The sequence below is a fragment of the Aliiroseovarius sp. M344 genome, assembly GCF_025140835.1.
GTDB lineage: Bacteria > Pseudomonadota > Alphaproteobacteria > Rhodobacterales > Rhodobacteraceae > Aliiroseovarius.
Genome location: NZ_CP081153.1, coordinates 1,225,662 through 1,239,048, shown reverse-complemented (window position 1 = coordinate 1,239,048; position 13,387 = coordinate 1,225,662). Strand labels below are relative to the sequence as shown.

At 57.6% G+C, this 13,387-nt stretch carries 15 protein-coding genes; 5 read left to right on the top strand and 10 right to left on the bottom strand.

Going from position 1 to position 13,387, the window contains the following annotated elements:
• Nucleotides 1-44: 44 nt before the first annotated feature.
• Nucleotides 45-749 (top strand): glutathione S-transferase N-terminal domain-containing protein, encoded by a 705-nt coding sequence (locus K3556_RS06010; RefSeq protein WP_260518818.1) that lies wholly within the window; start codon nucleotides 45-47, stop codon nucleotides 747-749.
• Nucleotides 750-769: 20 nt separating this feature from the next.
• On the opposite strand, the gene dacB is transcribed toward K3556_RS06010, so the two are convergent.
• The 3 genes from dacB to mgrA all read right to left on the bottom strand — a co-directional run bounded on the left by dacB (nucleotide 770) and on the right by mgrA (nucleotide 4,024).
• Nucleotides 770-2,260, bottom strand: a complete 1,491-nt coding sequence (dacB, locus tag K3556_RS06005) for a D-alanyl-D-alanine carboxypeptidase/D-alanyl-D-alanine-endopeptidase (RefSeq protein ID WP_260518817.1) — start codon at nucleotides 2,258-2,260, stop codon at nucleotides 770-772.
• 96 nt (nucleotides 2,261-2,356) lie between these two features.
• Entirely contained in the window at nucleotides 2,357-2,953 is a 597-nt protein-coding gene (locus tag K3556_RS06000; RefSeq protein WP_260518816.1) for a nicotinate-nucleotide adenylyltransferase, read from the bottom strand.
• A 39-nt stretch (nucleotides 2,954-2,992) separates the two neighbouring features.
• Entirely contained in the window at nucleotides 2,993-4,024 is a 1,032-nt protein-coding gene (gene mgrA, locus K3556_RS05995; RefSeq protein ID WP_260518815.1) for an L-glyceraldehyde 3-phosphate reductase, read from the bottom strand.
• A gap of 75 nt (nucleotides 4,025-4,099) precedes the next feature.
• On the opposite strand from mgrA, the gene ettA reads away from it, so the two are divergent.
• Nucleotides 4,100-5,755 (top strand): energy-dependent translational throttle protein EttA, encoded by a 1,656-nt coding sequence (gene ettA / locus K3556_RS05990; RefSeq protein ID WP_260518814.1) that lies wholly within the window; start codon nucleotides 4,100-4,102, stop codon nucleotides 5,753-5,755.
• Nucleotides 5,756-5,870: 115 nt separating this feature from the next.
• Nucleotides 5,871-6,761 (top strand): GIY-YIG nuclease family protein, encoded by an 891-nt coding sequence (locus K3556_RS05985; RefSeq protein ID WP_260518813.1) that lies wholly within the window; start codon nucleotides 5,871-5,873, stop codon nucleotides 6,759-6,761.
• 100 nt (nucleotides 6,762-6,861) lie between these two features.
• On the opposite strand, the gene K3556_RS05980 is transcribed toward K3556_RS05985, so the two are convergent.
• Nucleotides 6,862-7,005 carry a hypothetical protein gene (locus tag K3556_RS05980; RefSeq protein WP_260518812.1) on the bottom strand — a complete coding sequence of 48 codons (144 nt, stop codon included), beginning with the start codon at nucleotides 7,003-7,005 and terminating at the stop codon, nucleotides 6,862-6,864.
• A 65-nt stretch (nucleotides 7,006-7,070) separates the two neighbouring features.
• Between K3556_RS05980 and K3556_RS05975 the strand changes: the two genes are divergently transcribed.
• Both K3556_RS05975 and K3556_RS05970 read left to right on the top strand, forming a co-directional pair.
• The gene (locus K3556_RS05975) at nucleotides 7,071-7,214 is read left to right on the top strand and encodes an RSP_7527 family protein (protein WP_260518811.1); all 144 of its coding nucleotides are present in this window, start codon (nucleotides 7,071-7,073) and stop codon (nucleotides 7,212-7,214) included.
• 103 nt (nucleotides 7,215-7,317) lie between these two features.
• Nucleotides 7,318-7,815, top strand: coding sequence for a histidine phosphatase family protein (locus tag K3556_RS05970; protein ID WP_260518810.1), 498 nt, complete (start codon nucleotides 7,318-7,320; stop codon nucleotides 7,813-7,815).
• Here the strand turns inward: K3556_RS05970 and K3556_RS05965 are convergent.
• The 6 genes from K3556_RS05965 to K3556_RS05940 form a co-directional block, all read right to left on the bottom strand.
• Complete coding sequence (locus tag K3556_RS05965; protein ID WP_260518809.1) at nucleotides 7,812-8,201, bottom strand: acyl-CoA thioesterase; 390 nt, start codon at nucleotides 8,199-8,201, stop codon at nucleotides 7,812-7,814. The genes K3556_RS05970 and K3556_RS05965 overlap by 4 nt on opposite strands.
• Before the next feature lie 72 nt (nucleotides 8,202-8,273).
• Nucleotides 8,274-8,699, bottom strand: coding sequence for a homoprotocatechuate degradation operon regulator HpaR (gene hpaR / locus K3556_RS05960; RefSeq protein WP_260518808.1), 426 nt, complete (start codon nucleotides 8,697-8,699; stop codon nucleotides 8,274-8,276).
• Nucleotides 8,696-9,094: a 5-carboxymethyl-2-hydroxymuconate Delta-isomerase gene (locus K3556_RS05955; RefSeq protein WP_260518807.1), complete on the bottom strand. Its 399-nt coding sequence runs from the start codon at nucleotides 9,092-9,094 to the stop codon at nucleotides 8,696-8,698. The genes hpaR and K3556_RS05955 overlap by 4 nt, the downstream gene beginning before the upstream one ends.
• A 74-nt stretch (nucleotides 9,095-9,168) precedes the next feature.
• The gene (locus K3556_RS05950) at nucleotides 9,169-10,401 is read right to left on the bottom strand and encodes a Tm-1-like ATP-binding domain-containing protein (protein WP_260518806.1); all 1,233 of its coding nucleotides are present in this window, start codon (nucleotides 10,399-10,401) and stop codon (nucleotides 9,169-9,171) included.
• Nucleotides 10,398-11,819 carry an aldehyde dehydrogenase gene (locus tag K3556_RS05945; RefSeq protein ID WP_260519182.1) on the bottom strand — a complete coding sequence of 474 codons (1,422 nt, stop codon included), beginning with the start codon at nucleotides 11,817-11,819 and terminating at the stop codon, nucleotides 10,398-10,400. The genes K3556_RS05950 and K3556_RS05945 overlap by 4 nt, the downstream gene beginning before the upstream one ends.
• A complete protein-coding gene (locus K3556_RS05940; protein ID WP_260518805.1) occupies nucleotides 11,747-13,387 on the bottom strand; it encodes a tripartite tricarboxylate transporter permease in 1,641 nt (546 codons plus the stop codon). The genes K3556_RS05945 and K3556_RS05940 overlap by 73 nt, the downstream gene beginning before the upstream one ends.

The following is a 13,387-nucleotide window of genomic DNA, read 5'->3' as shown; positions in this document are numbered from 1 at the left end:
CGTGCGGCGCCCAGACCCTGCACGGCTTCCCCGAAAGGACAATTATGCTCGACCAGTTCGACATTACGAAACGCTGGCCGGCGAAAGACGCCAGTGTCATCCAACTTTATTCGCTGCCGACACCCAATGGCATCAAAGCGTCCGCAATGCTGGAAGAAACCGGGCTGCCTTACGAAGCGCATCTGGTGAGTTTTTCGACTGAAGATCAGTTTACGCCAGAGTTTCTGTCGCTAAATCCAAACAACAAAATTCCGGCGATTATCGATCCAAATGGGCCAGATGGTAAGCCCTTACCACTCTGGGAAAGCGGAGCGATTCTGATCTATCTGGCTGAGAAGTCGGGCATGTTGCTGCCAACTGACCCTGCAAAACGGGCCGAAGTCCTTCAATGGCTGATGTGGCAGATGGGTGGCTTTGGACCAATGTTGGGCCAGTTCGGGTATTTTTATGCGTATGCCGGGAAAGAGATCGCGGACCCGCGCCCTCTGGAACGATACAAATCCGAGGCCAAGCGCTTGTTGTCGGTTCTGGATCAACGGCTTGATGGGCGCTCAGTGGTCGCGGGCGACGAATATTCCATTGCCGATATCGCCATTTGGCCATGGGTGCGCGCGCTGTTCACGGGCTACAAGGCGGCTGATGCACTGACGCTGGAAAACTATGCCAATGTTTTGCGCTGGCACACGGAATGTGCGGATCGACCGGCATCGCAGGTTGCTGTGAATATCCCACCCCGCCCCTCATCCTGAATAAAGGTGCTCGACGCCATTCAGGTGCCGTAGGTCAATGCCCAGCGCGACAACAGCTGATGTTGCAGCCAGCGTGACTGGCGGCTCCACCCTTTTGCGCCTTTGGGCCGTTCGCGATCTGCCTTTGGAATGGCCTCGCGGCGGTCCAGATCGGCGGTGAAAATGGCAAATGTGAGCGGCGTGCCATCAGGTGCTGTCAGATACCCTGCCAGCGAACTGACAAAATTCAACGTGCCGGTTTTGGCTCGGATCGAATAGGCGGCGTCGTTGATCGGCCGGCCTTTACGATCAAGCGGCCGCACCTCTTTCATCAATCCACGCAGATACCCATTGGGACCAACGCTACCCAAAGCTTTCACCATGTCATGCGCCGAAACACGTGATCGGTCGCTTAGGCCGCTGTGATCGCGAAACTGAGCGCGCCGTGCGCCCAGATCCGTGTTCATCCAGTCGCTCATGGCTGCACCTGATGCCTCCAGACTGGATGGCGTTTCGCCGCGGGCTGTGCTGGCGGACAAACCTATGACTTCTGCGGTCAGGTTGGTCGAATACTTCAACATACCCCGTGCGACATCCAACAAGGCCCGCGATCGGTGAGCGGCCAGAACTGTGCCCTTAGGTGCGATCGTGCTTACCACGGGGCCAGACAGTCGAATGCCTACGCCACGCGCAAGCACCTGAAAGACTTCCCCGGCATACAGGTCCGGACGACGGACAGGAAGCCAGCGTGAGCCGCCCTTGCCCAACGCGCCCCGCGCAACGGTCCAGCTGTCCACACCCATCGCGTCGTCATAGGTGTATACCGGCCCCTTGCGATCGATAATTTGCATCTGGGCCATCTTGACGGCCGGACGGAACTGATCTGAACGGGCGTCCAGCGCTACATCGAAGCCTTGCCCTGCGCGCTTCCATTCAAAATGCACCCGGTTATAGTTCAGGTTCAGTCCCGATACCGCAGGGTTATAGCCAAGATGATCCGGTTGCCCCGCATCAATCATTCGTTGATAGGGAAGCCGCCCGCCATAAACGATAAAATCGCCCTTCACAGTGGAAACGCCTTTGGCTTTCAGCGCTTTGGCAAGTCCTGCCAGGGCATTCGTATCAAGGGTCGGATCTCCGCCACCCACCAGCACCAAATCGCCTTGGACAACGCCGGCTTCGATCGGGCCGGTTGCAATAATCTCGGTTGCAAAACTATGCTCTAGACCAAGCGCCGAGATACCATAGACGGCGGTTATTGCTTTTGCCACGCTTGCAGGTGGCAACGGAAGCACCGGGCTATGCGACTCCAGTATCAAACCTGTTTTGGCATCCGCCACCACAAAGCCAATCTTGCCGCCCAGATTGGCGTCCGCAATCAGCGCATCTGCTGTCGGGATCGATCGCTTGCTGAAATCAAGGAGTTTAGGCGCGGGCCGGACCGAGCGCTCTGGCGCATTTGCAAATGCCGGACTGGCCAAACTTGCGCCCAGCCCCCCAAGTATTGCACGCCTCGAAATCTCTTTAACCATGTGCCAAGTAAACCTTGCGCGCCAAGTCAGGGCAACCAGATTTATCGTCGAGATCGCGGCCGGTCGTTCAAGACAATCATTGGGCCAATCGCTGGGCTACCAATCGCCGCGCGCTCGTATTTGCGACGAGGAAATATCCACCATGGGAACATTGATCAACGACCAAGCAGGCGCGACCGCGCGCGCCAAAAGACGCGCCGAACGCCCCGGAATCTTTGCGTGCTGAAACCGTTCTGCGGCAGGCGACATTCGAGCCGCCACCCGATCCCCGGGCCGCGCGATGACGCCAACCGGCACGTTTTCCATGATCCATTCCCAACGCTCCCAGCGGTGGAAATCGGCAAGGTTATCTGCGCCCATCAGCCAAATGAACTGCACCCCTGGATACAGCCCCTGAATGGCTTGCAACGTCTCAGCCGTGTAGCGCGTGCCGGTCTTTGTCTCGATGTCCGTGACCGTGACCCGCGGGTGTTGCATCATTTGACGCGCATGTTGCACGCGCAGATCGATCGGCGCAGGACCGTTGGCTTTTAAGGGGTTGCCGGGGGTTACCAGCCACCAGACCCTATCCAGCCCAAACCGCTTAAGCGCCTCTCGGGTGATGTGAACATGGCCGCGATGGGCCGGGTCAAATGACCCACCCAACAGACCTATCACCTGACCTGACCGAGCATATGGCAAGTTATAGCGCATCTGGATTTCTGTGCCCGCAGCGATTGCTCCTGTCCAGTCCTAATCCGTCTCCGAGGAAGCGGCCCACAGATTTGCGGTCTCTTCGCTGATACTGGCGTCAATCGCCGCTCTTTCCTCATCGGTGAAATTCAACCGATCCACCGCGCCGACGCAATCAATCACTTGCTCGGGACGCGATGCGCCAATCAGCGCTGTGGTGATCCCGCCATCCCGCAAGACCCATGCAATAGCCATTTGCGCCAATGTCTGCCCGCGGCTCTCGGCTATATCTGCCAGTGCGCGCAAACTTTTGATCACATTGTCGGATACCAATTCCGGCGCTAATGACTTCCCTTGACTGGCGCGGCTGTCTTGCGGGATGCCCTTCAAATACTTGCCCGTCAGCAACCCTTGCGCCAGCGGTGTAAAGGCAATCGAGCCGACACCGAGCTCCGCCAACGTGTCCTTCAACCCGTCCCGCTCGACCCAGCGGTTCAGCATGTTGTAACTGGGCTGATGGATCAGACAGGGCGTGCCCAGATCATTCAGGATCGCCACAGCCTCGCGCGTGCGCTGGCTGTTATAGCTCGAAATCCCGGCATAGAGCGCCCGCCCCGACCGCACGATATGATCCAAGGCGCCCATGGTTTCCTCAAGCGGCGTATTTGGATCGAACCGGTGGCTGTAAAAGATATCGACATAATCCACGCCCATCCGCTTGAGGCTCTGATCACAAGACGCAATCAGGTATTTTCGGCTACCCCATTCGCCATACGGCCCCGGCCACATCTCGTAGCCCGCCTTGGAACTGATGATCAACTCGTCGCGAAAACCTGCAAAATCGGTCTGTAATATCTCGCCAAACGCTTCCTCGGCGCTGCCCGGGGGCGGGCCATAGTTGTTTGCCAGATCGAAATGCGTGATGCCGTTGTCAAACGCAGCCCGGCATATCGCCTGTTTGGTCGCATGTGGAAAGTCATGCCCGAAATTGTGCCACAGCCCCAAGCTGATTGCGGGCAATTTCAGCCCCGACGCCCCACAGCGCCGATAAGCCATCTTTTCATAGCGATCTTCTACCGGATGATAAGTCATGTGTGCTCCTTCGGGATTGCCCTGCCTCCTTTGTCTGGCTAAGACAATCCGAAGTCAAACACGAGGACGCGCAAAATGGCCGCTTATCAATATGTCTACCACATGGACGGTGTTTCCAAGACCTACCCCGGTGGCAAGAAATGCTTCGAGAACATCCGGCTGAGCTTCCTGCCCGGCGTAAAAATCGGTGTGGTTGGCGTGAACGGCACTGGTAAATCGACCCTGATGCGCATCATGGCGGGCATCGACAAGGATTTCCAAGGCGAGGCTTGGGCGGCTGAAGGCGCCAAAGTTGGCTATCTGCCGCAGGAACCAACGCTGGACGAAAGCCTTGATGTGCGCGGCAATGTCATGCAGGGCGTGGCCGAGAAAAAAGCGATCCTTGAGCGTTATAACGAACTGGCCATGAACTACTCGGACGAAACCGCCGAGGAGATGGCCAAGCTGCAGGACGAGATTGATGCCCAGAACCTGTGGGACCTCGACGCGCAGATTGATGTCTCGATGGAGGCACTGCGCTGCCCCCCAGATGACGCCGACGTCACCAAGCTGTCGGGTGGTGAGAAACGCCGCGTGGCGCTGTGCAAGCTGCTGCTGGAAGCGCCCGACATGTTGCTCTTGGACGAACCGACCAACCACCTCGATGCGGAAACCATCGCGTGGCTGCAACAGCATCTGATCGACTATAAAGGCACAATCCTGATCGTCACCCACGACCGTTACTTCCTTGACGACATCACCGGCTGGATTCTGGAACTCGACCGTGGGTCGGGCATTCCTTACGAGGGCAACTACTCCGCGTGGCTGGAACAGAAGTCCAAACGGCTGTCGCAGGAAGCGCGTGAGGATAAATCCAAGCAAAAAACGCTGGAGCGCGAGTTGGAATGGATGCGTCAGGGCGCAAAAGCCCGTCAGGCGAAGTCCAAAGCCCGGATCAACGCCTATAACGAAATGGCTGGCCAGTCAGAGCGTGACAAGGTGGGCCGCGCCCAGATCGTCATCCCGAACGGTCCGCGTTTGGGGTCCAAAGTGATCGAGGTCGACGGCCTGAAAAAACACATGGGCGACAAGCTTCTGATCGAAAACCTGTCATTCTCTATCCCCCCCGGCGGCATCGTCGGCGTGATCGGCCCCAACGGCGCGGGTAAATCGACCCTTTTCAAGATGCTCACCGGGCAGGAAACACCAGACGACGGCACAATCGAGCTGGGCGATACGGTGAAACTGTCTTACGTCGACCAGTCGCGCGATGACCTGAACCCGAATGAAACCGTGTGGGAAGCCATTTCCGGTGGGGCCGAGCTGATCGAGCTGGGCGACGCGCAAGTTAATTCAAGGGCTTATTGCTCGTCCTTCAACTTCAAGGGCGGAGATCAGCAGAAAAAGCTGAACCTGCTGTCGGGTGGTGAGCGCAACCGCGTGCACATGGCGCGCTTGCTCAAAGAGGGCGGCAACGTGCTGCTGCTTGACGAACCAACCAACGATTTGGACGTGGAAACCCTCCGCGCCCTTGAAGACGCTCTGGTCGATTTCGCCGGCTGCGCCGTCGTCATCTCGCACGACCGCTTCTTCCTTGACCGTATCTGTACCCACATCTTGGCCTTCGAAGGCGACGCCCATGTGGAGTGGTTCGAAGGCAACTTCGAGGATTACGAAGAGGACAAGAAGCGCAGGCTGGGACCGGACGCGCTGGAGCCCAAGCGCTTGAAGCATAAGAAGTTTACGAGATAAGAGAGCGGTCCCGATTTCGGGGCAGTTTTCTTCGGCGTGAGGCACCGGATTTGACTTCAAATCCGCGCTCGCGCATAGGCTTATCTTTATGTTTGGGTGAAATTCGGAGATCTGGATGGCTTTGGGAAGATCAGTTCGTCTATTTTTGGCCGAAGGCACGCCAACCGGAGTGGTAACAGCCGAGATTATTAATTGGACAGGGCATGTTTTGGCTGCGCCCAGAACAAAGCTAGACGTAGCTCTCAAAAGAGAAGAGCTACGGCGAACAGGAATCTACATCCTATTTGGCTCACCAATCGATTCCAGTTTACCCAACGTTTATGTGGGTGAAGGCGACGACATTTCCAAACGGCTTTATTCACACTCGAAAGACGAAGAAAAAGACTTTTGGGACCGATTTATTGCGATCACGAACAAAGACATGAACCTGACGAAGGCACATGTGAAGTACCTTGAGGGAAGACTTATCACGTTACTCAAGTCTGCAAAGAAAAGTGTGGTAACCAATCGAACAGACCCAGACTTTGATCGTTTACCAGAGGCAGATATTTCAGACATGGAAGCGTTCTTGGAAGAGATTCAGTTAGTACTACCGGTTATAGGCGTAGATTTTTTTAGAAAGGCCGGAATTCAGAAAAGCGATACCGAAACTTGGACCTCCAAAACTTCACCAGTATTTGTTCTAGTGCATGAGAAAAAGGGGATCGATGCTGTCGCATCTGAGATCGATGGCGAATTCGTTTTGCAAGCTGGTTCGACAGGCGACCTTAATGAATCAGTATCATTCAAGAACGCAAGTGCCGAAAAAAGGAAACAGGTACTAGCTTCAGGCAGAGCGGAACAAATCGGAGACAACTGCTTTAGGCTGATTGACGACGTAGCCTTTTCGAGCCCGAGCGGGGCATCGGTTTTTCTTTTCGGCACGGCGCGAAACGGTAGAACTGATTGGCTGGTCAAGGGAACCACCCAAACCTATGCCGAATGGCAAGCGAGCCAACTGGACTAAGTACTACCCATTCTCTACCGCCACCGGGATCTCATCCTCATCCAGTGAAAAAAACACATACAACCCTTCGGTTACTTTGTGTTTCGTACACCCGCGTAGACTAGGCCTCTGGCGTGATAGGCATCGAACTGAAGACAAGCAGCATGACCTCAACATAAAGGAACAGCGCGGTGCCCGCTTTGACGGTCGAGGTGAACACCACCACACCATGCCCCCACCGCATACCGGCAATACCAAAACACACGATGCGCTCGGCGTTGATCCCACCTACCTAGCGGGTGAAACAAACACACCGCCAAAGGCAAGATCATGAACCGCTCCTTCCCGACACACGACGAAATCGAAGCTATCCGCCGTCAGGCCGAACAAATGCGCGCTGAAGCCGTTGGCCGCTGGTTGCGCGCCGCCGTGAATTGGATCAAACATCCCGGCTTTGGTCACCGCCACGCCTGACCAGACCCGCGCGCGTCGGGTCGATAACCTGACTTTTCAGTCAACTAGACCCGCGTCGCCTATCGCCATTAGGCTTTCCCCATTAAGAAGAGGGGAAAAGGCTATGAAAAGACGTATTTTTCTGGCGCTGACGGGCGCTGGAATTCTAACCGCATGTGCGCGTCCGGGTGTTGCGAAGCTGGCACCCGGCACCACGCTGATTATCTTGCGGCATGGGGATCGCTCCGGGCCGGACCTGAATGCCACCGGTCGCGCACGGGCGGACGCTTTGGTCGGGGCGATGGACGGTGTCGAAATCGACGCGATCTATGCGCCCAGCGTGCAGCGTAACCTTGATACGGCGCAGCCGCTTGCCACCAACCGCAATCTGCCCATCGACCGCCTGCCTGCCAATGGCATGGCCACGCAGTTGATCACCCGATCCGCAGGCAAAACCGTGGTTTGGGTTGGCAACAAGGGAAACCTGCGCGAGATTTGGGAGGCGTTGGGCGCGGGAGGCGAACCGCCGCTCAATTACGGCGACCTTCATATTGTAACCACCGACAAGCTGGGTGGCTTGCATATTGACCGGCGCCATCACGGCCCAGCCAGCTCGGCTTAGTCCTGCTTCACAGGCACCGGGTTGCCATCGTCATCCAGTGCCACAAACACAAATACACCCTCGGTGACCTTGTGTTTTGACCGACCGCGATCGCGTTCGGACCATGCCTCAAGCGTGATGGACATGGACGTGCGGCCAACCCGAGTAACCTCGCCATACAGGCACAGCACGTCGCCCACTTTGACGGGCGAGATGAATTTCATCGCATCCACCGCCACGGTCGCCACGCGCCCGCCTGCGTATTCCGCGGCCAGCACCCCGCCCGCGATGTCCATCTGTGACAGAACCCAACCACCAAAGATGTCGCCCGCGACGTTGGTATCTTTGGGCATGGCCAGCGTGCGCAGGATGATGTTGCCTTCTGGGGCGGTCTGGGTGTCGCTCATGGGAACCTCGTTCAGGAATAGTCTTTCCCATGGGTAAGCCGCACGCCGACCGGGTGCAAGACGGCCGCAACGTCAGGACGCTTCTGCGACCGCATAAAGCTCGTTCAGCAGGTCCAGTAGCGTTTCCATCTTCTCCTCCCCGAAGCGGTTTTCTAGATCTTCATAGATCGTGGCCGCTTTGCCCGACATCTGCGTGTATTTCGCACAACCCGCCGGGGCGATCTTCACTTTGCGGCGGCGGCCATCGCTGTCGTCCACACGTTCGATCAGCTTGCGTTCCGTCAGATTTTTCAGGATGCGGCTGAGGCTGGGGGGCATCAACACGCAGCGTTCGGCCAATTCGGTGGCGCAGCAGGCTTTGCCCTCGGCCAGCACGCGAATGACCCGCCATTGCTGAACGGTCAGGTCGATCTGGTCCAACTCGTGACGAAAGGGTTTCAGGGTGGCTTCACGCGCGTGAAGCAGCGCGATTGGAAGGGCGCGTTCAAGTTTTCTCATTCCGGTTCCTTTTCGCGGAGGGCCGCGTGGATCGTGCTCCAGCTTTTGCGGCTGAAACGGGTTTCGATTTCCTGAACCTCTAGGCTGAGAATGAAAGGCGTATCGCCCATCTGGGGGCGCAGGGCAGCCTCAACTGCCGCATAAAGCTGGTCGGCGATGGCGTCGCGCGTCGCCTCGTCCCGACCCTGCCCAAGCCTGAGGATCATGTCGAGGAAGTGATACCCGCCTGCCCCGTCGCCGATGGCATCAACATCCGCCTCGAACCCGCGGACGCGGATGCCGCCGATCGGGCAATGCCCGGTTGCGGCCAGCGTGGCGCGCATGGTCTGGGCAAGCGTTGGCATATCCGCCTGTTGACCAAGCCCACGGCTATATTCGAAAGACAGGTGTGGCATGTTCACTCCTTAACACCGGCAGTAAACACTGCGCTTGGGGAAAACGCAATTCATTGCAGGTGCAACAAGTTGCCTCAGGGCGCGACAATGCCCGATGCCAGCCACAAATCAAACTCAGCGAGCACGCGGTTCGAAAACCCATCGTCGTTGATATGGCTGTCCAACTCGATCAGCGTCACATTGTCAGGACAATGGGCACGCAGTTCTTCGATGAAGGCGGCCAAACCGTCGGCATCATGCAGCGGCCCTCCGGGACGGTCCCATTCATTCCCGCCTTCAAGCGGTAAAATCAGGTTAACAGGCCCTTTGGCCCCGGACAGTTGCTTGCACATCGCGCGCGCCATTTCGCGCCGCTGCTCCGGTGTCATCATCACCGACGAGAGGAGCCGGTTATGGGCATGCACCTCTTGCCCCGCAAGTTTTGGCGGCACGTCCTGCCAACCAATGAAATCCACCAAATCATAGCAGCCGATGGACACCATCTGCGGTGTCCCGGACGCCCCCGCATTGGTCATCCGGTCTGGGCCCGCCGAGATCGTAGAGCCCATGATATGATTGCCAAGTTCCTGCGGGGCGAAGTCCAGAACAGCGGCAAAGGCACCCTCGCCCGCAAGGCTTTCAAACGCTCGCCCGCCCATGCCGGTGGCATGAAACACAGCAACTTCAAACCCGCGTTCCTCCAACGCTGGTTTCAGGCTAACCATATATCTTAAAACGGTTTTCCCAAAGCTGGTCATCCCGATAAGGGGTTTTGAAAAGGTGGGTTTCTGGACGGCACGGGCTGCACCCAACACAGCCCCGGCAGCCTGCGACAACGACGCTTTGCAGATCGAGTTCAGACCGTAAAGCCCACCGGCCCACAGGATCATCTGCACATCTGCTGGCAGGCGTTCCGGTGGGATGAGGGGCGAAAAGCTAACGGTCGAAACCACATATTTCGGCACCCCGATCGGCAGTGCCTGACACAGGTCCAGCGCCGCATCAGTGCCCATCGTGCCGCCCAGCACGATCAGGCCATCGAACACACCTTCGCGATAGAGTTCGAGCGCCAAGGCCGCCGACGCCCGCGCCATGATCTGCATGGCGGTGTTCTCATCCCCGCTGTCGATAGCGGCCTGGATGGACGACCCGCCAGCTTCGGCCACGTCATGCTTGGAATAGTCGCACGGCGCGCTGGGATCACCCAGAACCGAGATGTCCATGGTCGCAACCCGTCCACCCTGCCCGCGGATCACGTCCGCGATGTAATTCAACTCGTCATCTTTGGTGTCATACGTCCCGACAACCAGTATTGTTGTGTCGCTCATAGCTGCATCCACGCTGTCTTTAGGTCGAAATACTTGTCAAACGCATGCATCGACTTGTCGTGTCCATTGCCAGATTGCTTGACCCCCCCCAAAGGCACGGTGCCGTCAGCTCCGCCATAGGTATTCACATGCACCACACCCGCCTGAATGTCGCGCACCATGTTATGTGCGCGGCTAAGGTTCGACGTCCAAACCCCTGCAGCCAAGCCGAATTTTGTCGAATTGGCGATCTGCACCGCCTCCGCATCTGACGTGAAGGGTGTCACCGCCAGCACCGGTCCGAACACCTCGTTCTGGGCCACATTGTCCTGCGGCTTCACGCCTTTTAGTACGGTTGGCTCCATGAAATATCCGCCGGTGTCCTCCATGATACGCGACCCGCCCAGCGCGACCTCGGCCCCTTCTGCAATCGCGCGCGAAACAAACTCCAGATTGCCTTCAAGCTGGGGCAAGTTGTTCACGGCCCCAATGTCGGTGCTCAGATCCAACGGATTGCCGACCTTCATGGCCGCCGCATAGCGCGAGAGCGCTTCGACGAACTCGTCATGCACAACCTCTTCGACCAACAGACGCGACCCCGCAACGCAGACCTGCCCCGCATTGCGAAATATCCCAGCGGCCGAGACCTTCGCCGCGAGATCTAAATCCGGCGCATCTGCAAACACCACATTGGGGGACTTGCCACCCAGTTCCAGATAGCAGCGTTTCAGGTTGGAGCGTGCTGAGTACTCCAAAAGCCTGCGCCCGACCCCGCCCGATCCGGTAAACACCATGACATCCACATCCATCGACAAGGCCAATGCCTCGCCCGTCACCGCGCCCGCGCCCGTCACGATGTTCAAAACACCATCGGGCAACCCGGCTTCACTTGCCAGTTGGGCAAGACGCAACAAGGTCAGCGATGCCGTTTCGGCTGGTTTCAAAACAACCGAATTGCCCGCAGCCAGCGCGGGCGCGAGCTTCCAAGCTCCGATCATCAGCGGGAAGTTCCACGGAACAATTGCACCGACAACGCCCACCGGCTCTTTGTGGACAAGGCCCAGAACGTTGCCTGCGGTCGGGGCAATCTCGCCGTAAACCTTGTCCAGTGCTTCGGCGTAATAGCGGAAAGTGCCAGCGGCGGACCCCGGTTCTGCCTTCAACGCCATACCGATTTCGGTGCCATTGTCGCGCACGCCCAGCACTGCCAGCTCCAGCGCGTTTTCCTCGATCAAATCCGCAAGTTTGTGCAGGACTTTCTTGCGATGTGCGGGTGCTGCCCTGCTCCACCGTCCATCGTCAAAGGCCCGGCGCGCAGCCGCCACCGCGCGGTCGACATCCTGCGCAGACGCACGAACAAGTGTCGTCAGCGTCGATCCGTCGATCGGCGAGAGAACATCTTGCGTTTCCCCCGAACCATCTTCCCACGCTCCGTCAATATATAGTTTCTGCGGCGCGACAGGATGGCTGCGAAGCTCGTTGATGCGTGACTGATCTGCCATTCGTCCGTCTTTCTTGCTTTGTAGTCCAGCCAGACCCGGCGGAAATGCAGGATCAGGACCAGAACGATCATTCCAAATAGGATCGCCGCGATCGGACGATCAATGAAGTCGAGCGGGGATTTCACCCGCGCCATGGCGCTGCGCAGCTTCACTTCCATGATGCCACCCAGCACCATGCCCAGCACGATGGGAACTACGGGAAGCTGCATCCGCTTCATGATGAACCCAAAGATGCCGAAGCCCGCCGCCAGAATGCAGTCGGTGAACGAGTTGCGAAGGCTGTAGACACCGACGAAGCTGAGGATCAGGATGCAAACGCCAAGAAACCGGTTGGGGATTTTCACAACCTTGATTAACTGGTTGGTCGCGACGAGCAGGAAGATCACCACCAGAACGTTTAGGATCAGAAGTGCCAGGTAAAGCGCGACCACAAAATCCATCTCGTTCTGGAACAGTTGCGGGCCGGGGATCACGTTATGGACATAGAATACCGACAGCATCATCGCCGTCAGCGCCTCGCCGGGAATGCCAAGCGCGAGCAATGGAACCATCGCGGCGGCAGGTACAGCATTGTTGGCGGTTTCCGCAGCGATCAATCCTTCTGACGAACCATGCCCGAAATCTTCGGGCCGTTTCGAGGATTTCTGCGCATAGGTGTAGGACATGAACTGCGCCGTAAACTCGCCCACGCCAGGTATCATCCCCATGATCACGCCAAATCCCGCTGACACGCCAGCAATGCGCGGGTGGCGGGCAAGCTCGCGAAACCCTTGAAAGAAGCTGCCTTTCAGTTTGGTTAGGCGCACCTTTTCGTCGTCTCCGTGCAGCAGCGTGAAGGCCTGCGACAAGGCAAATAACCCAAGCACCACTACGATCAGGTTGACGCCGCCCGACAGCCAGCTTTGGTCGAACGTATAGCGTTTTGAATAGCTGGCAGAATGCAGTCCTATGGTGTTCAGCCAAATGCCAAAACATGCCATCGCAGCCGCGATCAATGAATGTTTGCGGTGCGCCGTCACCACCAGAATGATGCCAAGGAGTGCTGCCAGAAAAATCTCTCGGCTGCCAAACATCGGGGCGACCTTGGCCAGCACCGGTGCGAAAAAGATCAGGCACATCACCGAAAAGATGCCGCCGAAAAACGACGAGCTGTAAGCCAGCGACAAAGCGCGCCGCGCCTCGCCTCGTGTGGTCATCGGAAAGCCGTCATAAGTGGTCAACGCATTGACCGCTGTGCCGGGCGTGTTGATTAGGATTGCCGGGATCGACCCGCCATACATCGAGCTGCCATAGATGCCCAACAGCACGGTCAGCCCAACAATCGGATCCATTGAGAAGGTTGCAGGCAGCAAGATCGCAATCGCCACGGCGGGACCGACACCGGGGATTGCCCCGATCATCACGCCACCAACCGACCCGACCAAAAGCGCCAGCACAACATCCCAGCGCGCCAGATAAGAAGAGCTGGCCTGAACCTGAGCAAGGAATTCAAAAATCAGGTCCAT